The organism is Microbulbifer echini, from assembly GCF_041447225.1.
Classification (GTDB): domain Bacteria; phylum Pseudomonadota; class Gammaproteobacteria; order Pseudomonadales; family Cellvibrionaceae; genus Microbulbifer; species Microbulbifer echini.
Window position 1 is genome coordinate 1 of sequence record NZ_JBGMEL010000017.1, and the last position, 21,007, is coordinate 21,007.

Consider the following 21,007-nt stretch of genomic DNA (forward strand, 5'->3'; position numbering starts at 1 on the left):
TTTACGGCGCTTCAGATTGTATTCTGCTTCGGCAAAGGTGACTTGGTGCATGATCTATCGTAGCCTTGACGGATAACTGAATACTACCAAATTGGCTCGGAATTATTCAGAGGTTCCCTAGGTTGCAGTAGTGAGCAGATATGAACCGCCCACTACAAGTTTTAGATTCTGCTTATTACTTTCCAACTTAATATTACCTGCATTCAACTCTGAAGTGCATCACCCTTTAGGTTGCTGCCTCAGCCGTATATTCTCCCAATATCTGACTAGGACTTTTATAGCCCAACGTTTTCCTGGGACGATTATTTAAGCGTTCAACAGCCACTTCTACTTCTTTTTGATTCACAAGCCTGAAGTCAGTATTTTTCGGAAAGTACTGGCGCAGCAGGCCGTTCGTATTCTCGTTTAGGCCTCTCTCCCAAGAGGCATACGGATGCGCAAAATAGACCTCAGCATTCAAAGCTTCACTAATCTTCTCATGCAGGGCGAATTCTTTGCCATTATCGGCGGTAATGGTATGTACTAAATGTTTATACGGCTCAAGTAGTGAGATCGTAGCCTGAGTGACCAACTCTGCCGTCTTGCGCTCAACCTGCTGAGAGAGAGTAAATTTGCTCTTACGGTCTACGATGGTGACCAAAGCACCACTATGGCCCTAAGTTTTATACACAAGTTTTTTTCAGTTTTATTATAAAAATCAATGAGTTACAGTTTGTACGGTATAGGCGCTACAGATTTGGCTGGATAATTATGCAGGACTGGGTCAGGGACGAAGTGAAAAATCAGGTTATGGGTGATACACGATTGAATAAGCGCTTGTCCAATATTCTCAGTAATTTAAGTTCCGACCCAAAGAGTAGTATTCCCTGTGCAAACAAGTCTTGGGCAGAAACCTTTGCAGCCTATCGATTTATCGAAAATGATAAAGTCAGCTTTGACTCCATTATGAGTGGCCATAAATCAGCCACTCTTGAAAGAATCAAGGTTCAGCCAGTTGTTCTTATCCCTCAGGATACCACTTTCCTAAATTTTGCTACCGATTTAGAAAGCAAAGAAATGGGAACACTCCGACGCAAAGAGACTAATCAGCAGCTCCTACATACGTCTATCGCTATAACACCATCCAGAAATAATCTGGGAATTATTGAGGGTAGCATGTGGCAGCGAGATAAAGAATCTAGTGCTAATTCTCGCTATACCAAGTCGATACAAGATAAAGAGAGTCGACGCTGGCTAGACCATTATGAATCAGCTTGTGAGATACAAGAGCGCTGCCCTGAAACCACGATTGTGAGTATCGCGGATAGAGAGGGGGATATTCATGAGTGGTTTCAATTAGCTGAAGATCAAAATGAACAGCGACGTGCAAGCTATATTGTTCGAGCCAAGGCTAATCGTAGTTTAGAGATCGAAGGAGAAGATAAGACTTTACTTTGGGACTATTTGACCAAACAGAAGTCCATCGGAAAATACTCAGTAGGTATCCCCAAAAGGAATAGGGAGCCAGAAAGGGAAGCTAAGGTCAGTGTATCCATTGCAGAAGTAAGATTACAGGGAAAAGGAAAATCAAAACGACCTCTTTCTATCTACGCAGTTTTTGCTAAGGAATTAAGCCCACCAGAAGGCAAAAAAGGTATTGAATGGATGCTGCTGACCGATCTTGCAGTTGAGGACTTTAAGCAAGCGAGGATGATCATTGAGTGGTATCGAAGTCGATGGGAAATTGAAACCTATTTTAGAGTGGTGAAAGGCGGATGCCAGATAGAAAGTAATCGCTTTAGAACCGAGCAGCGAATGCTGAACTGTATTGCAATCTATATGATTATTGGGTGGCGTCTACACTCCATGACAACACGAGCACGAACGCTTCCTGATACATCGTGTACGAAAGTCTACTCTGAAAAAGAGTGGCGTATGATATGGATAATGCGAGATAAAACTACCCCACCCAACGAACCTCCAAGTATGAGGGCGATAACTCGCATGTTGGCAGGTCTAGGAGGTTTTCTGGGGCGTAAAGGGGATGGTGAGCCAGGGGTTAAAACTGTTTGGCAGGGATACACTAAACTGCTTCATTATATGGAGGCAGCGGAGATTTTAACTGGGGTTAAATGATGTGTATAAAACACAGCTATGGCCTTTACCTATAACGGTATCAATTTCCCAGTCTCCGATACGAGATTTATCATCGACAACCTGTGGTCGTTGTTCGATACTGATGGCATTCTTGATGTGTCCACGAGTGGACTTTCCGTTCGCGCGTTTATTGTAGGGTCTATCCCTACGCCGCAAGTTTTCGTATAGGGCTCCACCATGCTGTTTATCAGCCCAGACATGCAGATAAATGGTTTCATGGCTGATTAGCAGGTTTTCTTCTTGCTCTAACCAGCCGGAAATTTGCTCTGGGCTCCATTGCAGCTTCAGCTTGCACTCTATCAGTGCAATGGTCTTGGGTAGCATCTTTGTTGGCTCTTTCGCCAGTCTACGACGCTCTTCTGCCATCTGTTGCGCTTGTTTATAGCGGTAGCCATTGCCACCTCGATTGCGAGCCAATTCCCTACTAATCGTAGGTTGGCTAACCGCAGTCTCTCTAGCGATTGCTCTCTGGCTCCAATCACTTTTCTTTAGTGCCCAAATCTGGCATCGCTGCTCTTCGGTCAGCTGTCGGTAGCCTTCTGTCATCACTTAATCTCTTGGCGGAGAAGCAGCAGCAGATATTACCTTCAGCTGACCGTTCTTTTCCAGGTGATTAACTGATGCACTTCAGAGTTGAATGCAGGTTAAGAGAGCATACTCAATATTACATACATTCTTTTCTGAAGACATGTAACGCCCCCGAGTCATCATAAACTAGTAAATAAGGATCTCTATACACAATAGGAGCTGGAGATGGAAAACTGACACCTTCTTCTTTGTGCACCCAGTCAAATTTGTGGGTAACAGTATTAAATGCTCCAACAACACCTTCCCTCTGGTCTGTTGTAATTATATGGTCTCCCTCCAGAATATAATTACTCCTTTGCGACTCTATACCTGCTGAATTAAAATAAGAAAAATTTTTATAATTATCCTTTAGCTCTCCAGTCAAAAAATCATAAGCGGCATAATTAACTAACACTTGATGAAGAAGCCCCTTCTTCTCATCAATGCATAACCCTCTCGCAAAAGTTTCCATCTCACATTTAACTTTTCCTGTTTCGACATCAAAGGAAACCACTTTGTCTAAATCTTTAAAAGAAAAAACTACTACATCGTTGCTAACACCAACCAGCTTAGGCAGATATTTTCCACTAGCTATTTCTACAGACCACTTAAGTTCTCCTTTTTCAAGTCCTCGCCTACTAATTCCTTTACGTGAAACGGTAAAGGCTATATTTGACCCAACCTCTATAACCTCACCACTATTAGATTCCCAGAGCACCTTCTCTGAAAAAATATCTTGAATACCTTGCCTTGGCAGAAAAAGGGTATAATCGTAATCGGTTGTCACCACAACCAAATTACCATTGTATAAACAATAATCACCAATGCCATTTTTAACTCGAGTTGCCTTAACTGCATGCAGCTGGGAATCAAAAAGAGTATACCCTAAACCCGAAATACCTATAATTAAATCATCTTTTCTTTCAAAACACTGAAAATCATCATTTACAAAACTGCGAAGCAGCTCTTTTTTACCCGCCAAATCAAATTGTAGAAGTTCTTTCCCAGACTGAAAAATAAGTATATCATTATCTGCAAAATAACCTTTGTTTGCACCCTTAAATTTAAATATCTTTTTAAACATTTGACTAAGATTCCTTTAGCGCACAAAATCCATAAAGGTGGGATGGTTAACTAACTGGCCATTCTTAGCTAAATTACTGAGCATTTCGTGGGAACGAATTTCATGTTCTTCGAAAAACATGGGGTTAGCATTGAACAACTCACATGACTTTGAGGCGCCCTTAAAAACATTCTGAAATTTACCCTTCATAGCATCACTTAAACCATTGCTAAAGTAGTATTCAAAATCACTTCCACCTGTCAAATAAACTTTAAATTGCTCATAAGTACTACCAGAAATACTCCATGCAGAACTCCAGTTTTTCATCTCTACAGATTTAGACTCAGAAAGGTCTGTCCTCGGATTAACTCGAGTAAACAACGCGTCAAGTTTATGCTTTGTTTCAACATCAGGAATTGACCCTTCAAAGCGACTCAACACCCAACCTCCCTGTGTTAATTCATCCCAATTTTGAGACATCACACTCAAGGTTAAAGCCGCTCCTTTGGCTTTAGAAGTAGGAAAATATTTTCCAATGGCAATTTCCACAGACCACTTAACTTCTCCACACTCAAGGTCTCGCCTACCAATTACTTTAAGCGAAACTGTAAAGGCTATATTTGACTCAACCCTAATATTCTCTCCAAAATCACCCCCCCAGACAACCTTATCTAGAAAAATATCCTGAATACCTTACTTTGACAGAAAAAGAGAATAGTCATAGTCAGTTCTAACTACAATTAATTTTTCGTTATATATACTGAAATCACATACCGGATTTCAATGGTGACCGATTTTACAATGGCGAGTTGAGGATCAAAAAATGCATATCCAGAGCTCGAAATACCAATAAGAACCTCATTCACCCTTACCAACCCCTTGAAAACACTCTCAATATGTGACCCAGCTATTTCCTTCTCACTTACTATGTCATGCTGAAAAATTTTTGACCCTGATTGATAAGTCAGCATGCTAACTCCTAAAGAATAACCTTTACTGGTAGATTTAATTTCAGATTTTTTCGAAAATTTAGCCTCTTGGGTTCAATTAACAACTTCAACATTTTCATACTGCAAGAAGGTTATCTTGCAGCCCTATAAATAGCTCATTCGATGACCTTCCACCCCGACTCGCTCTTGGTCTACTGTTTAGGCGATCCATTGTAAATTGAACCTGCTCATCTGTTACTTTATTAAAGCCTGCATCCTTTGGGAAATACTGCCGGATGAGGCCGTTAGTGTTTTCATTAATCCCTCTCTCCCAAGATGAGTATGGGTGAGCAAAATAAATATCAGCTTCCAAGCCTTCCGCAATCGTTTCATGACCAGCTAATTCAAGACCATTGTCGAAGGTAATTGTTTTGATTTTATCTTTGAAACTCACCTTATTGCTAACGGCTGCTTCAGCCAGTAAGTCTGATCGTTTGCCCGTCAATCTAACAATAACAGTAAATAACGTTTTGCGCTCAACCATAGTCAGCAAAGCTCCGCCACGCCCCTGCCTATAACGGTATCACCTTCCCAATCGCCAATCCGATTCATTCGCTCTACAACAGCTGGTCGATCATCTATGCACACTCTGTTTTTGATCTTTCCGCGTCGATCATACTTACCGTATCGCTTGCAATAAGGTTTTGATGCAATCCTAAGATGCTTGTATAATTCTCCACCATTTGCCTGATCTAAATAAATTAGTTGGTAGATCGTCTCATGATGTAACGATACACCGGTATGTCTCTTTAAATAGCTTGCAGTTTGCTGGGGACTTAATTCTTTCCGGGTTAGGGTTTCTATTTTTTGCCACACGCCATTAGTCACTTTCTGTGCCTTATTCATTTGCTGGCGTCTTAGTTCTGCAAACTTATGTGCTTGCCCTGGACGATATCCTCGCAAGCCTATATTGCGTCGTAGCTCTCAGCTGATCGTCGAGGGATGTCTCTCTAACAATTTTGCTATTGCTTTCTGAGAGTGTCCGGCTTTTCTTAGGCTGTAAATCTGGTATCGTTCGTTCTCGCTCAGTTGGTAGTAGCTCATCAGTGCCTTTCTCCTGGTCGGGAGAGGTGCCGACTCTACCAGCTAAGCCCTCCTTTACCAATTACACTTATTATCCGAAACCAAGAAACATTACCTCCACAAAGATATCATATGAAAATCATACAGCTTCATTACACAAAAAAATCCCGACAATATGCTGAGCTATTAGGCGATCAATAACATCTATGGGTGAATCCTTGAAGCCTGATTAAGTCTTCTAGAGTACTCTGTAAAAGTCATCTCATCCTTATCCAGCTGCACAGAGTAATCAAATTCACATTCAAATTTTTTGAAAGGTGGAGACGCAATAAAATGCACAATATTCCAACCCCCCATATTTTTATTTAAATAATACTCTTTTAGCTCATTCACAAGCTTTGTAAGCTTTTTAAGTGCCTCCATTGATAGATCAAATGCTCCGCCTACAGATCTTAGCTCTCCAGTCCAAGCAGAAATAGCTGCTGGCGATGACCAACCCTATCGAACATCGGCAGTTCCGAGAGGAGCATCCTCTTAACGCCATTACTGGCGACTATGATTTATTTGCCATTTGGCCATATAAGCAAGGCGCAAACAGATATAACAAGTATGGGAATGATCGCCGTATGCTTGGTACTACCCAAGCCTGGTCCCAGCGTCGTCGTATCGCAAGCCAACTCGAGAGATATTTTACCACTCAAGGGCAAGGTACCAAGCTCGGTAATATGACCAACCGGATCTATGAAGTGGGTCAGACTGTCAACTCTGTTATCGCAAATATTCGTATCCCGCGTAATAGAGGCAGTCAGTGGGGGCCCTTCCCCAAAAGAAATGTGCTATGGCACAGTGATGAAGCTGCGCGCCCCTTTGTAAATGATGTTGATTTGCCTCTTATCGCGTTTACTCCTGCACGCAATGAAGTGGTTATTCAAACTTTACAGGGGTTCAAAGAATTTATAGATCTCTGTATAAAATCCGGTATCAAAGTCACACTAGCCGAGGGTTGGGCAATGAACCCCTCCACTGAAAAGCCCAATCGTCTGGGGCAAGGGTACAACAATCTAGTACCCAGTGACTGGCGCGGCGGGCAGTGGATTGTTCCTCCTTGGTACAATGCTTAGCCGGCAATGGCTTTTAAACAACACGGCCACTTTATTTACCTTTAAAAAGTGGCCGCCAATCTCCGCACTGAAGTATATAAGGTAACGTGACTTTCCAGTAAGAAGCCTGAAGCCACCTCCAACATGACTTCATAAAATGTGCATTTTTCCTATCAATTTCCAGGAAAAATACCTTGAAGCAACTCAGTTTACTTATGAAATCACACGGAGGATAATAATGTTCAATTAACTATATGTACGTACCCTAGCGAAGGAATCCACATGATCTACTCAACCACCGAAACTATACCAGGAAACGAAATCCTGGAGATTCTAGAGGTTGTTACAGGCAATGTTGTGCAATCCAAGCACATCGGTCGCGATGTTATGGCGGGCTTAAAAAGTATTGTTGGTGGAGAGATACGTGGCTATACCGAAATGCTGACCGATGCCAGGAATACTGCCCTACAACGACTTGGTGATAATGCCCATCAGGCCGGTGCAGATGCCGTGGTAGGTGTTCGCTTCACTACAAGCGCTATTATGGAAGGGTCTTGTGAGATTATGGCTTTTGGGACGGCGGTTAAATTAAAGAAATTACGAATATAGGGAATCTCTGAGTAACTCCGAGCCAACTTGGTAGTATTCAGCCATCTGTCAAGACTACGATGAATCGTGCACCAAGTCATCTTTGCCAAAGCAGAGTATAAATTAAAGCGCCGTATAACTCGTCGAAAGAAATTTCCTTCTCGAATGGATGCCCTCATTCCATAGCAACGACTAGAAATTCCAAAAGGGCCTTGCCATCTACAAGCATGGCCGACAGCCGAATCCATTGAGGGTCAGCACTGTACCTGCGAAGCTGAATTAAGGCGGACCGAAAAAATAAGGGCAAAGGTTAGGCCTTTGTAAAATAAATCATCCAAGGAAGTATTTATGTATCGAATAGCACTGTACATTTTTTCTACCCTACTAGCTTGCGCTGTAAACGCCCATTCGCCTGATGATAAGAAAAGCATAGAAAGGGCTATGCTCGACTATATCGAGTCCCAACACCAAGTTAAGCCCAATTTAATGCGTAGGGGTTTAGATAAAAAATTAGCCAAAAGGACCTTTTGGAAAGCTAAGGATGGTTCGGAGTTCATAATGGAGACAGACTATGAAGCTATGATTTGGATCGCCGAAAACTACAATAAGGATGGCGACAAGTTTCCACCCTCCCCCAAAATAGATATAGATATACTTGATATTGATAACCGAGCTGCATCCGTAAAATTATCTGTAGATGAGTGGATTGACTATGCGCACTTATATAAAAATGATAAAAACGAGTGGAAGATTATTAACGTTCTTTGGCAGTACCATGATACCAAAAGGCATGTAAGCAAGAAATAAACTGGGGCGATGCGGACCATCCACTTCGTGAGCGCACCTACAATAACATTGAGATCTAACCACTTGGAGGAGCCGAAGACTATAAGTTTTTCCTGGTCAGAATTCTCGAATTTGTCATCACCGATCCATTAGCCATGGATAGTAAGGTTGTGGTCGATAAGCTCCTAGTTTTTTGAGTATTAGCCCTATTTATATCCTAAATTGAAGTAGATATCCTTAACACCAGATTCAAAACACTCGGCACAATATGAAAGCTTGAGACAACTCTCAAGACCGTCTAAATTATCCGCCGCTTCAAACGATCAATAAGGAAATACCCATGCCCCCTCACCGCTTGCCGCGCTGGATTGCGGTCATTCTTCTCTGTCTTTTCATTGCAGCCTGCGTACCAGAGAAGTCGGAAATGGCGGGTACTGATGGCCTTACAAGCAATGCTAGTGAGACAGCGAAGACCGGCCCTCGAAGCAACGATGAAAAGAAAGCAGAGGAAGTTTCCCCAACGGATAGAGATAAGATCAAAACCGCTACATCAAGGGTCGCTTCTGTAAGCCATACAAGCGAGCCAGCGTATGAATCGGAAGAGGCGCTTGCACCGGTTGCAATGACCGAAAACAAAAGCAAGCCTGTTACCCAGGGATCAACAGATCGCCCTCTCAAGGTTCTCCACATCGCAGAGCGGATGTTCAAGGATACACGGGCCATTGCCGTTATCTTTTCCGAGCCGTTGCTTGGTAATGCCCATTTTGGCTCCTACCTGACCCTCTCCCGCGAAGATGGCAAGGATGTCGATGGTGGCTGGGTATTGTCAGATAACCAGAAGATCCTGTACTTCCCCAATATCGAGCCAAATACACGCTACAAAGTCTCGATACGTGCCGGTCTGCCCAGCGAGGACGGACTTGAGCTTCAGGAGCTGCAGCAAGAGCTAATTCGCACCCGTCGCATTGAACCAAGCATCAGCTTTTCCAGTAACGGCAGTATATTTCCTGTCACAGTAACTCCCGGCTTACCCGTGACTGCAGTCAGCATTGAAGCTGTACAGATCCATTTTCACCGGGTCAAACCTGAGCACTATTCCGACTTCTTCAGCTTGATCAAAAATCAGTCCCTAAAGCACTACTACCAGTTACAGGCGCTCAATGGAGTGGCTGATTTGGTTTATAGCGCGCACTTTGATCTCACTAAAGAGAAGTATGTTCAGCAGGATTTTGACCTTTCTATCGGCCATATTGCGCCTCTCAAACAGCCCGGCATCTATGTGGCCGTGATGCAGCCGGCTGGTGTGTACAACACCGACCTTTACGATGTCACTCACTTCTCGATAACCAACCTAGGCCTACACGCGCGCCACTACCCGGACAGCGTTGACCTCTATGTTTCGTCCCTGGACGAGGGGGGGGCGTTGGAAGGTATTGAGGTGGCGCTGCTGGATAATAAAGGGAAGCTGATTAAGCAACATACGACCTCAGAGGATGGACATGTCCGCTTTGTGCTCGCACAACAACAGGAAGGCGTCCATCGCTTTTTTGTTGCACGCGACCCGGATACCGGCCATTTCTCCATGCTGGATCTGCGTGAACCAGCGCTGGACCTGTCGGACTTTAAACTGGGCCAACGCCCTTCCAGGCCGATGGAGTTCTTTATGTACGGTCCCCGGGACTTGTACCGTCCCACAGAATCCATACAAGTTAGCGGCCTGCTACGCAATTACGACGGGCGCTATTTAAAAGACCTACCGATCAAAGCGGACTTGATCAAGCCCGATAACACCAGTGCGCGCACTTTTACCTGGCACACCAGCGCGCCGGGATATTACGAGAAGCTCATTCCCCTGCCGCAAAATGCACCGACCGGTGACTGGCGTTTGGACGTAGAGCTGGCCGATGGGCGTAAAGTGAATTACCCGTTCAAGGTGGAGGAGTTTCTACCCGAACGGATGAAGTTGGTATTACAGGAGGGTGAAGCGTACAGCCTGGTAAGGGGGCACGATAAGGCCCTGACATTGGAAGTCGAAGGCAGCTACCTGTACGGTGCCCCGGCCGCAAATAACCGCCTGGAAACCCTGGTGCAGGTCAGCCATTACCGCGAACCCTTCCCACACTGGCAAGGTTATTTGTTTGGAGATACTAAAGAACCATTACCAGCACGCCAGTTTAATGCCCCCACGATCGAACTGGATAACGAGGGCCTGGGGAAATTACCGCTACCCTCACGCTGGAAGCACGCGAAAAACCCGCTGAAGATCAACCTCCTCTCCAGTCTGTTTGAATCCGGCGGCCGTCCGGTAACCCGCCAGCACCCTGTACTGGTATGGCCCGAGCATCCAGTGGTAGGCATACGCCCAAATTTCGACGAGGAAAACCCCGCAGCCAACAGCAAACCGGAGTTCGATATTATCGTTGCTGATGCGCAGGGTAAGCTGGTGAGCGAGCGTACTCTAAACGCGGTATTGATCTCCGAAGATCGCCAGTATTTTTGGGAATACTCAGCAAGCCAGGGTTGGCACTACGAATATTCCAGCGCTGAATTTGAGTCTTTCAGTCGCTCGCTGCAATTTACCGAAGAAGCCCCCCTTAAGCTCACAGTACCAGTGGAATATGGCCACTACCGCCTGGAAGTTACAGATACCCTGACAGGGGCCACCAGCAGCCTGCGCTTTCACGCCGGGCGCAACTGGTATTACTGGTGGCGCAAGGATCAGGTAGCTAAGGGCCAGGCGGCGCGACCTGATACTGTGGCGCTATCTCTGGATAAACCCAGTTACACATCCGGTGATCTGGCGCAACTCACGGTAGTGCCGCCGGCAGACGGTGAAGCGTTAGTGTTGGTAGAAAGCGATCAACTGCTCTGGTCCAAACGTGTATCAGTAGATAAATCGGGCACCAAAATTGAAATCCCCATTTCTGCAGACTGGGACAGTCACGATACCTATATTTCCGTAACCGCACTGCGACCCGCCGACAAGAACGCGCGTATCGCCCCCAACCGTGCCTTCGGACTCACCCACTTACCACTGGATAGGCAGCCTCGGCGCTTGCCGCTGAGCTTGGAAGCACCCGCGCACGCCCTGCCCGGCTCCGAGGTTCAGATAACCGTAAGTGCGGATAAAGATTCCATCGGCGCGAACGGCGGCACCGCCTGGACCACTTTGGCCGCAGTAGATGTGGGCGTGCTCAATATCACTCGCTTCGAAACGCCGGATCCCTTCGAGGCCTTTTTCGGCCAGCGCCGCTACGGCGTGGATGTGCGCGATATCTACCACCGCATTATCGAATCCAGCAGCGGCAAACTGTTAGAGCAGCGCTTTGGCGGCGATGCAGAACTGACCCGTGGCGGTGACGAGCCCAATTCCGATGTACAGATCGTCTCACTGTTTTCCGGTCCGGTAGAATTCGATGCGCAAGGCAAAGCACAAATTGCTCTTCAGCTGCCGGAATTCAATGGCAGTCTGCGCCTGATGGCCGTGTCTTTCAGTAAAGACGGTTTCGGGAGCGCTGATGCAGAAATGACAGTCGCCTCTCCGCTGGTAACCCAGGCAGCCCTGCCCCGCTTTATGGCTCCCTCCGATAGCAGCACACTGGCACTGGATTTGAACAACTTGAGTGGTCGCCCCCAGCAGCTCATCGTGAAAATGCAATCTGTCGGCGCGGTGGAAATGGAAATGGGTGAACGGTTATTAGAGCTGGCCGATGGCGAGCGCAAAACCTTACGCTTCCCTATCACCGCGAAAGACGCCACTGGCGATGCGGAATTCCAGCTGGTTGTCCATGGTGCGGTAGATGAAGACGGCCAGGATATCACCGTCGAACGCCAGTGGCGCTTGGGCGTACGTCCAGCCTGGCCGGCAACCACCCGCACACAGCGGCGCATGCTGGCCCAGGGCGAGAATTTCAGCCCCGAAACCAGCTTCTTCGATTCACTGATGCCGGATACAGTACAGACCCTGGTATCCCTGGACAGTCTCCCACAACTGCAGTTGCAGGATCATCTGGCCAATTTACTACAGTACCCCTACGGCTGCCTTGAGCAAACCTCCAGCCGTGTTTACCCTCTGGTAATGGCCACGCCACAGCGACAACAACAACTGGGTATCGAGCCGCTCGATGAAAACGAACGTGCCGATCGCATCAACGCTGGTATTGAACGCATCTTCAGTATGCAAAAAAGCAACGGCAGTTTCGGTCTGTGGAGTCCGGAATCCCCCGAGAACCAGTGGCTCACTGTTTATGTGGCTGACCTGCTACTGCGCGCGCGGGACCAGGGTACTGTGTTCGATACTACACGCCTGGAATCCACCCTAAAGCGCCTGCAAGAATATGCCCGCGAGCGCGGCAATTTCTATCAGCAACGCTACAGCAGTGCGCCCAATTTTTACGCTTACGCCGCGCGCTCCTATGCCGCCTATGTACTGTCCCGCGTACAAAAAATCTCACTCGGCCAATTGCGTAGCCTGTATGAAAACGGCTCCGACCTGACCCAATCTCCCCTGCCGCAACTGCACTTGGCCATTGCACTGCACAACATGGGCGATTCCACTTTGGCCGAGGAGGCACTGCAGAAAGGCCTCGCCATTGAGCGCAAGCGCCGCAGTTATTACGGCGATTATGGCTCCAACCTGCGCGACACAGCGCAGATGATTTCCCTGCTGCTGGAACACAATCTGGCTACCGATAAGGCCGAGGGACTGCTGTTTGAAATGATGGATCTGCTGCGCGAGCGCCAGTACCTAAGTACCCAGGAGCGCAACAGTGTATTTATGGCGGGTGTTCAGTTACAGCTCAATAGCGGCGAGCACTGGTCAGCCTCGCTGAATACTCTGGATGGCTTGCGTGAATTGAGCTACAGCAACCCGTACAACGCCCTCTTCCATGGTCGTGAAGCCGCAGAAGCTATCGAAGTGACCGGACAAACAGAAAAACTCTTCGCCGCCATCACCACGAATGGCTATAGCAAACAAGCCCCCTCTGAGGTGACAGACAAGGGGGTCACAATCAGGCGCAGCTACCACAACCTGGATGGCTCAAGCGTGGTGCCCGCCGAGGTTCGCGAAGGTGAGCTCTATTTGGTGCGCCTGGAAATCAGTGCGGACCAACGTCTGCCAGACCTACTCGCCGTGGACCTGTTACCTGCGGGATTCGAACTGGAAAACCAGAACCTCGCCGACAGCATCAAAGTGGAGGAGCTTGAGTTCGACGGTAAGAGTATCGCCCAATGGCTGGACGACCAGGACAATGTACAGCATCGGGAGTTTCGGGATGACCGCTTTGTCGCTGCACTGGACCAGTCCAAGTGGAAACCCACCAATCTTTTCTATATTGCCCGTTCGGTAACACCCGGCAGCTATCAGGTGCCGCCGCCCTATGTGGAAGATATGTACAAACCGGAGCGCTTCGCTATCGGTAAAAACCCGCTGGCGCAAATGCGGGTTGTCGGCAAACAGTGAAACTGCCAGCCTTGTTCACAGGCATCTGGAAAAGCAGCAGCCGCAAATTTCGTGTGCTGTTGCTCACGCCTTTCGCCCTGTTAGGCACTCTGCTCATACTGGATGTTATGTTTCCACCACCACTACCCAAAGAGCAAGGCTTCGCTCGGGTCGTGGTCGACCGCCACGGCAAACCGCTGCGTTTCTTCGCCGATAATCGCGGAATATGGCGCTACCCCATTAGCCAAGATAAAGTATCGCCGCGATTTATCGAGGCGCTGCTCACCTATGAGGACCGCCACTTCTATCAGCACCCCGGCATCAACCCCTTTGCTCTAGTTCGCGCAACCGGTCAGTACCTGCGCAACGGGCATGTGGTCTCTGGTGGTTCCACCCTCACCATGCAGGTGGCGCGACTGCTGGACCCACATCGTAAAACCCTGCCTGGAAAAGCCAAGCAAATATTGCGCGCTCTGCAATTGGAGTGGCATTTCAGCAAGCGGGAAATTCTCGAGCTCTATCTGAACCTGGCACCCTACGGTGGCAATATAGAAGGCGTGGAGGCCGCCAGCCGTCTCTACCTGCGCAAATCGGCCGCCGACCTTACCCACGCCGAAGCAGCTCTTCTGGCAGTATTGCCTCAGGCGCCAAGTCGCCTGCGTCCAGATCGACACCCACATCGCGCTCAGGAAGCACGGGACAAGGTACTGACCAGGTTGCAGGCCTACGATGTTTGGAGCACAGACGAAGTCGAGCGTGCGCAGCTCGAAAATGTCTACGCCGAACGCTTGGCATTCCCACAGAACACCCCCCACCTTGCGCGCAGGCTAGTAGAAAAAAACGGTGATAGAGAGGTAATTCACACCACCATCGACGGCAATATTCAACGCGGGCTGGAAGATTTTCTGCGCGATCATATGGGCAGCTATCCGCAAAAAACTTCCGCTGCCGTTGTGGTTATGGAAAATTCCGATTTAGCCGTTCGCGCCTATGTGGGTGCCTCCCATTTCGGCGACAGGCTCCGATACGGTTATGTGGATATGGCCAGGGCCGTGCGCTCCCCCGGCTCCACCCTCAAGCCATTTTTGTACGGACTGGCGATTGATGAAAGCCTGATTCACAGCGCCTCACTACTCAGTGACGCACCGCGTCTCTACGGCGATTACCGACCCGAGAATTTCCACCGCGGTTTCTCTGGCCCGGTCAGTGCCACTGCCGCTTTGCAGAGATCCCTCAATGTCCCAGCCGTACAATTATTGGAACACTACGGCCCCGGCCGCCTCGCAGCCACGTTAGAGAATGCCGGCTTATCGCTACAGTTCCCCAGCGGTGGCAAACCCAATCTGGCCATGGCGTTGGGCGGTGTCGGTGTTCGATTAGATCAACTCACCGGCATTTATGCCTCCCTGGCGCGCGATGGCCAGGCCGCCGCGCCACGCTACCTACCGGAAGAGCCCATCCGTGAGAGGCATCTGATGTCTCCAGAGGCAGCTTGGATTACTTTCGAGATGCTCGCCTCCAACCGCGGCGGCTCTCGGCGCTGGCGCAACTTAGTGCGGCAAAACAAGGCAGATATCGCCTGGAAAACCGGCACCAGCTATGGCTACCGCGACGCCTGGGCCATCGGCGTAACACCAAGCTACACCGTGGGTATCTGGGTGGGCCGCCCAGATGGCACTCCTCTACCAGGTTACTACGGCTCTATCAGTGCCACGCCATTATTGAACGCGGTCATCGCAGCACTCCCAGGCAACAAGCAACAACATCTGCCAAAACCCGAATCAATAACCCAGGAGCTAATCTGCTGGCCGCTCGGTGGCCAGAAAACACGCACTCAGGCGGAACACTGCCACCAACAGCGCAATGCCTGGCTAATCCAAGGTCGCGCTCCCAGAACATTACCGACAAAAGGCGAACCGCTGCGCGCCGCACAAACGTATAGTTTCTTTGCCAACCAACAAGGTTTGCGCGTAAAACCCAGTTGTATGGATGCCAGTGCAGAAAAGCACAGTCTCGCCCTGTGGCCGAAAGAACTGGAAGCCTGGTTACTTCCGGGCCAAACACGCGCACAAAAAATCCCCCCAACCGCACCCGAATGCGACAATCCCGCTGCAACCCATGGTTCCCCACTAAAAATTGTCGGCGCCAGCAACGGCAATCAATACCGCCCCGCTGGAACCAGTGCCCCACTACCGCGTTTGAATCTCAGTGCTCTTGGCGGGCAGGGAAAACGCTACTGGTTCCTGAATGGTGAACCTATGGGTGAAACTCTAGGTAATCAAAATCTGGAACTCAGTCCAAAAACAGGAAAGCATCAGATTGCGGTGTTGGATGCCAGCGGAAATGTGGATCGGATTGAGATTTTTGTGGGGATTGAGGACTAATTACAGTGCTAATGAAATGAATAGTGATAAAACACCCGAGAAGCCTATGAGCTGAAAAATTCAGGAAAGCTTGCTGAGGCTCTAAAACTCTATGCTAAATTAGCAGCGTCATCAGATGACCCACGATATCACATGGCTTACGCTCTGTGTCTTCAAGACATGCATCACTGGAAGCAATCTATTGAAGTTCTAACAAAAGCAATTGATCTTAACCCCAAATACTGCTTACCAGATGCTCAGCTCTCTCTCGCAGTGGCCTATCTTAAAGTCAACAGTAAAAAGAAAGCGCTAAAACTATTGAAAGTTTGCGCAGACAGGCCCCCTGAGTATCCGAGTTATGAAGCTATCCCAAACAAAGCCATAGCGTTATTGAAAAATATGCATAACAAATAAGAATGAAACAATAACAACCCAACAGACCTAAGTGCTCTCATGCAATACTATTTGGTCTCCACTACTGCATGCACAAGGGTAAATTAATGAAGTTAGTCACCCCGTCAGCTCAATATGAACACAGTTATAGGCGATACATAGAAGATCTAGGCAATGAAGAGCGCTATCCTTTCCCACTGGATTTTGACCATGCTGACTTTGCAGCCCTAATCGATAGGCTTGAAGACTTCGCTTCGGGTAACCATTTACCGGATGGCTATGTCCCAAGCACCACACTTTGGCTTGTTGAAGGAAGTGAGTTAGTCGGTGTCACCAATATCCGCCATTATCTGAACGATGCCATCGCCCATTGCGGTGGACATATTGGCTTAGGCATCAGGCCCAGCTTCCGAGGCAAAGGGCTTGGAAAATTGTTAATGGAATTATCCATTAATCGGCTTCGTATAATGGGGGCCGAGCCCATTCACATTCACTGCCATAAAGACAACTCGGCGTCCGCCAACACCATAAAAGCATGCGGTGGCACACTGCAATCAGAAGTTGAGGTCGATGGGTATACTGTGCAGAGGTATTTGGTCATCACAACTGACCCAAAACACTGCCCCGATCAACAACCCTAAAACATATCAGCAGGATTTCCCCATCAGTTACCTCCAATACTCGGGAAAAACAAAAATATGAGTAAAAATTCCATTAGAATTTGGATTTCTGCTGCCCTTTTCTTGTCAGCAACATCCACTAGTGCGGAAATTCACAAGTGGGTCGATCATAATGGCCAAACTCGATACTCCGATAAAAAGACCGATGGTATAGAGCTTGCTACACACACCCAAAAAATCAAGCGCAATCAAGAACGCAGTAAAGATGAAATTCAGAGGGTATTCGATAAGCACAAAGGTACGCTTTATCGGTTGTATCTAAGTGCTCTCAAAAATAACCCCACACTTGCAGGTAAAGCTGATTTTATTCTTACCATTGAGCCCGGCGGCAAAGTCTCCAGCATTACTGTGGCTCACACCACTCTAAACTCCAAAGTCTTTATCAATCAAGTTACAGCCAATATTCAGCAAATAGATTTTGGGCCCAGTGACGCTCGCAAAACCACCACCCACTACCCGCTATACTTTTTACCAGCTAAGAATGCTCACCAGATGCAAAATCCCCACCCTGAGTAGGTAATCAATCATCCCCTAGCCTCTATGGAGAGATGATTGATTGCCAGCGATTCTGAACGTTAGAACGAGCGGCACGAAGAACTTATCCGGGGATTGTCTTCAAAAACGATTTTCAAACAAAACCTCATCCATCGATAGCTGGCCACCGCGCCCATTCGCGGTTTTGCTGGCCTTACCAATGACAATCATCATTCCAATTAGATAGCCATCAGGCAGGTTGATTAGCTCCGCAACGTTCTGTGGATCGAACCCAACCATCGCACCTGTATCATAGCCCTGCGCTTTTGCCGCAAGCATCATGGTCTGCGCCGCCAATCCACAGCTTCGCATAGCCTCATCCCGTTGTAGCTGGGGCTTGCCAGCGTAAAAGTTCGTCAACATAGGGACCAGTACCTCCCGAGCCTCTTTGGGCGCATCAGCCCAGTAGCGCTCAGGACGATCTCGCCAGGCATTAATATCGGCGCAAAGTATGATCAATTCAGAAGCATCTTCCACCTGTTGCTGGCCCCAAGCGGCGCCCTTAAGCTCACTGCGAAGAGTGGGATCAGTGACACGCAGGAAGCGCCAGTGCTGAATGTTGTAGGAAGTGGGAGACAACATGGTCGCTTGGATAAGGTGGTAAAACTCACTGGCTGACATCTGGGCTGTCGTATCGTAGTGCTTTACTGAGCGGCGTGTTTCAACAGCTGTGAACAAGTCCATAATCTTCTCTCTGAGTGTCAGTATTCGTGGCAATGTCGATGAGAGAAAGCTTAACGGGTTTCCCTATGGCTGATAATAACCCTCCATGTTAAATTACTGTTGAGAAAAAGTTTACAACCTAGTTATCCCAGTAAGGTATATCGCCACCAAAGTACTCTATGGCGAAATCTATAAAAGCCCGAACCTTGGCAGGCATGTACTGCCGTTCGGGAAAGACGGCGTAAATGGTTTTAGCCGGCATTTGGTATTCTTCGAACAGCGGGACCAACGCCCCCGCTTTAATATCAGGCCCAGCCACAAAAGTTGGTAAACGGCCAATTCCAACCCCCTGAATGATGGCCTCCCTTAACGCTTCACTATTGTTTACCTGATAGTTACCTTTGATCTCTATGGTTTGAAGGTGGTTCTCTTTGATAAAAGTCCACTCTTTTACATCTCTGGAATAGGTAAATACCAGGCAATTGTGCTCAGCCAGTTGCTCCAGTTCGGTTGGCGTACCGAAGCCCTTCAGATACTCCGGTGATGCACAGAGCACACTTTGCAAAGGGGCCAGTTTCCGCGCAACCAAACTGGTGTCAGGCAGGTCACCTGCTCGAATGGCGATATCAAAGCCCTCACCGACCAGATCCACCACTTTATCGTCCATAACCATATCAATGCTGATCTTTGGGTAGCGTTTCAGGAATACGGGGATGAGGGGCGCTAAATGCAATCTGCCAAAAGACATAGGGCTGTTAATGCGCAGGCGGCCTTGAGGCTCCCCCTGCAGTTGTGTTACTGCGTCCTGGGCATCTTTAGCCGCTTGATGCGCGATGCGCGCGTGCTGATAAAAATGCTCTCCGGCCTCCGTCAAACTCAGTTTTCGCGTGGTACGGTGTAGCAGTTTCACTCCAAGCTGGGCTTCAAGCTGGCTAATCCGTTTGCTCACTGCCGATTTTGAAATCCCCAGCAACTTAGCCGCAGGTGAAAATCCGCCGGTATCGGCCACGGTAACAAATACCGGTATGGCTCCAAAGTTTTCCATGGCCAACTGTTTCCCCTTACTCAACAGAATGTATCTTTAATCGTGGATTATCATTCTATCAGAAACAGCTTACGCTTATCTCACTGTATAGAGAGAGGGGGCCGTCGTGAGAGAACCAACCATAAACATCAACCCAGCAACTATTAGAAGATCAGGCCCCTCTCAATGGTGGGTTCACGGCTTGATGATGATCACCACCTTTTTCGTGGCCAGCTCGTTCCCCGTAGGGAAGTTAATCGCAGACTCACTTCCAGCAGATGTGATGATGCTGATTCGATTCCTAATGGCGGCCGGGCTTTTTGCACCTTTTATTTTTTTTAGACACGGGCTGCAGCTTCCCAAATTAAAGAAATTGGTACGTTATGCTTTGCTAAGCATCCCTTTAGTCACCTTTTTTTGGTGTATGTTTGAAGCGCTAAAACAGACTTCAGCGATTAATACCGGAGCGCTCTTTACAACGGTCCCCGCGATGACCGCCATATTCGCCCTAATAGTAAATGGCGAGCGTAGTAGTACTCGGAAAGTTATTGGGTTACTTCTTGGAACCCTGGGTGCAGCTTGGATCGTCTTTAAGGGAGATATAACTGCTGCAATGGCACTGGATTTAAACCAGGGGGACTGGATTTTCTTGTTTGGGGCGATTTCACTTAGCCTTTATAACCCGTTAGTTAAACGGATTCATTCGGGCGAACCCACGGAAGTTATGACCTTCTGGGTGATTTTGTTCGGTGCCCTCTGGCTATTATTACTAGCCCTACCCGGCCTAAGTGAAATACATTGGCAAAATGTATCTTTTGAGATCTATGGGGGCTTACTCTACCTGGCGCTATTTACCACATTGATGAGTTTCTTCCTATTGCAATTCGGCACACTAAAAATTGGCCCGACTAAGGTGGCCGCTTATGGATTCTTGAACCCAGTTTTTGTTCTGATACTAGCCCTGCTCTTGGGAATGTCAGAATTCAACGCTGCCCTATTTCCTGGCATTATTCTGGTTTTTTCCGCCATGCTATTTATTCAGACCGAAAAGACCGTTCAAAATTAACACCCCAGCAACCCTTATTCAAACAGGAGCTGCAAATTCCAGCAGCTCTTTTTCCCCTTGACTTACACACACAACGAAGAACGACAGTGTTAATTAACAGGCTTTTCAATCTCATAAATAGCATCAGAGATATCTTCCAATTTCAAAGACACAATGGCTTGTGCATCATGCAATCCTTGATTATAGAAGCCTGCCCCCATTTCCTTGGCAAGGAAATCAATAAAGAACTCCACCTCAAAGCCACCAACTTCCAGGTCAAACTCTTCAGAGAGGTAACCCCTTACCTTCTCTACAAGTGCAGACTTACGCTCTTTACTAATTTCTATTCCTGACATAAGAATAATCTCATTAATCGTTAAACTTTTACCCAGCAGTGTTATTCATCAGACAAACCCACTGGCATCTATTAGCGATCTGAGATTACGACAACCGCTATAGGTAGCACAAGACAGAACGAAAAAGTCCGAGCAACCTAGGGCTGCTCGGACATGAGGAAACCTTATTGGGTGTATTCCTTAAAAACTGTAGTTAAAGCGAAAACCATAGTTTACCGGTGTGGGAAATGGACCGGATACCAGGCCATCACTGC

At 47.8% G+C, this 21,007-nt stretch carries 16 protein-coding genes and 3 pseudogenes; 10 read left to right on the forward strand and 9 right to left on the reverse strand.

Features of this window, described 5'->3' with window-relative positions; translation table 11 throughout:
• Positions 1–226: 226 nt before the first annotated feature.
• A pseudogene (locus ACCI51_RS15600) lies at positions 227–655 on the reverse strand (IS30 family transposase); the annotation flags it as partial.
• Positions 656–750: 95 nt separating this feature from the next.
• Here ACCI51_RS15600 and ACCI51_RS15605 point away from each other — a divergent pair.
• Positions 751–2,115: an IS4 family transposase gene (locus ACCI51_RS15605; RefSeq protein ID WP_371844396.1), complete on the forward strand. Its 1,365-nt coding sequence runs from the start codon at positions 751–753 to the stop codon at positions 2,113–2,115.
• On the opposite strand, the pseudogene ACCI51_RS15610 reads toward ACCI51_RS15605, so the two are convergent.
• From ACCI51_RS15610 to ACCI51_RS15630, 5 genes and pseudogenes are all read right to left on the reverse strand, one after another.
• Positions 2,116–2,682: pseudogene (locus ACCI51_RS15610) on the reverse strand (IS30 family transposase); the annotation flags it as partial.
• Positions 2,683–2,800: 118 nt separating this feature from the next.
• Positions 2,801–3,787 (reverse strand): hypothetical protein, encoded by a 987-nt coding sequence (locus ACCI51_RS15615; protein WP_371844398.1) that lies wholly within the window; start codon positions 3,785–3,787, stop codon positions 2,801–2,803.
• A gap of 15 nt (positions 3,788–3,802) precedes the next feature.
• A complete protein-coding gene (locus tag ACCI51_RS15620; protein ID WP_371844399.1) occupies positions 3,803–4,315 on the reverse strand; it encodes a hypothetical protein in 513 nt (170 codons plus the stop codon).
• 516 nt (positions 4,316–4,831) lie between these two features.
• Positions 4,832–5,799: pseudogene (locus ACCI51_RS15625) on the reverse strand (IS30 family transposase).
• A gap of 183 nt (positions 5,800–5,982) precedes the next feature.
• Complete coding sequence (locus ACCI51_RS15630) at positions 5,983–6,201, reverse strand: hypothetical protein (protein WP_371844401.1); 219 nt, start codon at positions 6,199–6,201, stop codon at positions 5,983–5,985.
• 65 nt (positions 6,202–6,266) lie between these two features.
• Between ACCI51_RS15630 and ACCI51_RS15635 the strand changes: the two genes are divergently transcribed.
• The 8 genes from ACCI51_RS15635 to ACCI51_RS15670 all read left to right on the forward strand — a co-directional run bounded on the left by ACCI51_RS15635 (position 6,267) and on the right by ACCI51_RS15670 (position 17,647).
• On the forward strand, positions 6,267–6,899 hold the full coding sequence (locus ACCI51_RS15635) for a hypothetical protein (RefSeq protein ID WP_371844402.1): 633 nt from the start codon (positions 6,267–6,269) through the stop codon (positions 6,897–6,899).
• 261 nt (positions 6,900–7,160) lie between these two features.
• Positions 7,161–7,487: a heavy metal-binding domain-containing protein gene (locus ACCI51_RS15640; RefSeq protein WP_299587407.1), complete on the forward strand. Its 327-nt coding sequence runs from the start codon at positions 7,161–7,163 to the stop codon at positions 7,485–7,487.
• 327 nt (positions 7,488–7,814) lie between these two features.
• Complete coding sequence (locus tag ACCI51_RS15645; RefSeq protein ID WP_371844403.1) at positions 7,815–8,273, forward strand: nuclear transport factor 2 family protein; 459 nt, start codon at positions 7,815–7,817, stop codon at positions 8,271–8,273.
• Positions 8,274–8,592: 319 nt separating this feature from the next.
• Positions 8,593–13,716 carry an alpha-2-macroglobulin family protein gene (locus ACCI51_RS15650; RefSeq protein WP_371844405.1) on the forward strand — a complete coding sequence of 1,708 codons (5,124 nt, stop codon included), beginning with the start codon at positions 8,593–8,595 and terminating at the stop codon, positions 13,714–13,716.
• Positions 13,713–16,079: a penicillin-binding protein 1C gene (gene pbpC / locus ACCI51_RS15655; RefSeq protein ID WP_371844406.1), complete on the forward strand. Its 2,367-nt coding sequence runs from the start codon at positions 13,713–13,715 to the stop codon at positions 16,077–16,079. Before ACCI51_RS15650 ends, pbpC begins: the two co-directional genes overlap by 4 nt.
• 132 nt (positions 16,080–16,211) lie before the next feature.
• Positions 16,212–16,472, forward strand: a complete 261-nt coding sequence (locus ACCI51_RS15660) for a hypothetical protein (RefSeq protein WP_371844408.1) — start codon at positions 16,212–16,214, stop codon at positions 16,470–16,472.
• A gap of 86 nt (positions 16,473–16,558) precedes the next feature.
• Positions 16,559–17,092 (forward strand): GNAT family N-acetyltransferase, encoded by a 534-nt coding sequence (locus tag ACCI51_RS15665; RefSeq protein WP_371844409.1) that lies wholly within the window; start codon positions 16,559–16,561, stop codon positions 17,090–17,092.
• Positions 17,093–17,149: 57 nt separating this feature from the next.
• Positions 17,150–17,647 (forward strand): AgmX/PglI C-terminal domain-containing protein, encoded by a 498-nt coding sequence (locus ACCI51_RS15670; RefSeq protein ID WP_299588217.1) that lies wholly within the window; start codon positions 17,150–17,152, stop codon positions 17,645–17,647.
• Positions 17,648–17,746: 99 nt separating this feature from the next.
• On the opposite strand, the gene ACCI51_RS15675 is transcribed toward ACCI51_RS15670, so the two are convergent.
• Both ACCI51_RS15675 and ACCI51_RS15680 read right to left on the reverse strand, forming a co-directional pair.
• On the reverse strand, positions 17,747–18,349 hold the full coding sequence (locus ACCI51_RS15675) for a nitroreductase family protein (protein ID WP_299588218.1): 603 nt from the start codon (positions 18,347–18,349) through the stop codon (positions 17,747–17,749).
• Positions 18,350–18,467: 118 nt separating this feature from the next.
• Complete coding sequence (locus ACCI51_RS15680; RefSeq protein WP_371844410.1) at positions 18,468–19,373, reverse strand: LysR family transcriptional regulator; 906 nt, start codon at positions 19,371–19,373, stop codon at positions 18,468–18,470.
• Between the two features lie 106 nt (positions 19,374–19,479).
• Between ACCI51_RS15680 and ACCI51_RS15685 the strand changes: the two genes are divergently transcribed.
• Complete coding sequence (locus ACCI51_RS15685) at positions 19,480–20,418, forward strand: DMT family transporter (RefSeq protein WP_371844411.1); 939 nt, start codon at positions 19,480–19,482, stop codon at positions 20,416–20,418.
• Between the two features lie 89 nt (positions 20,419–20,507).
• Here the strand turns inward: ACCI51_RS15685 and ACCI51_RS15690 are convergent, their stop codons facing one another.
• On the reverse strand, positions 20,508–20,753 hold the full coding sequence (locus tag ACCI51_RS15690; protein WP_371844413.1) for a DUF2164 domain-containing protein: 246 nt from the start codon (positions 20,751–20,753) through the stop codon (positions 20,508–20,510).
• Positions 20,754–21,007: the final 254 nt, after the last annotated feature.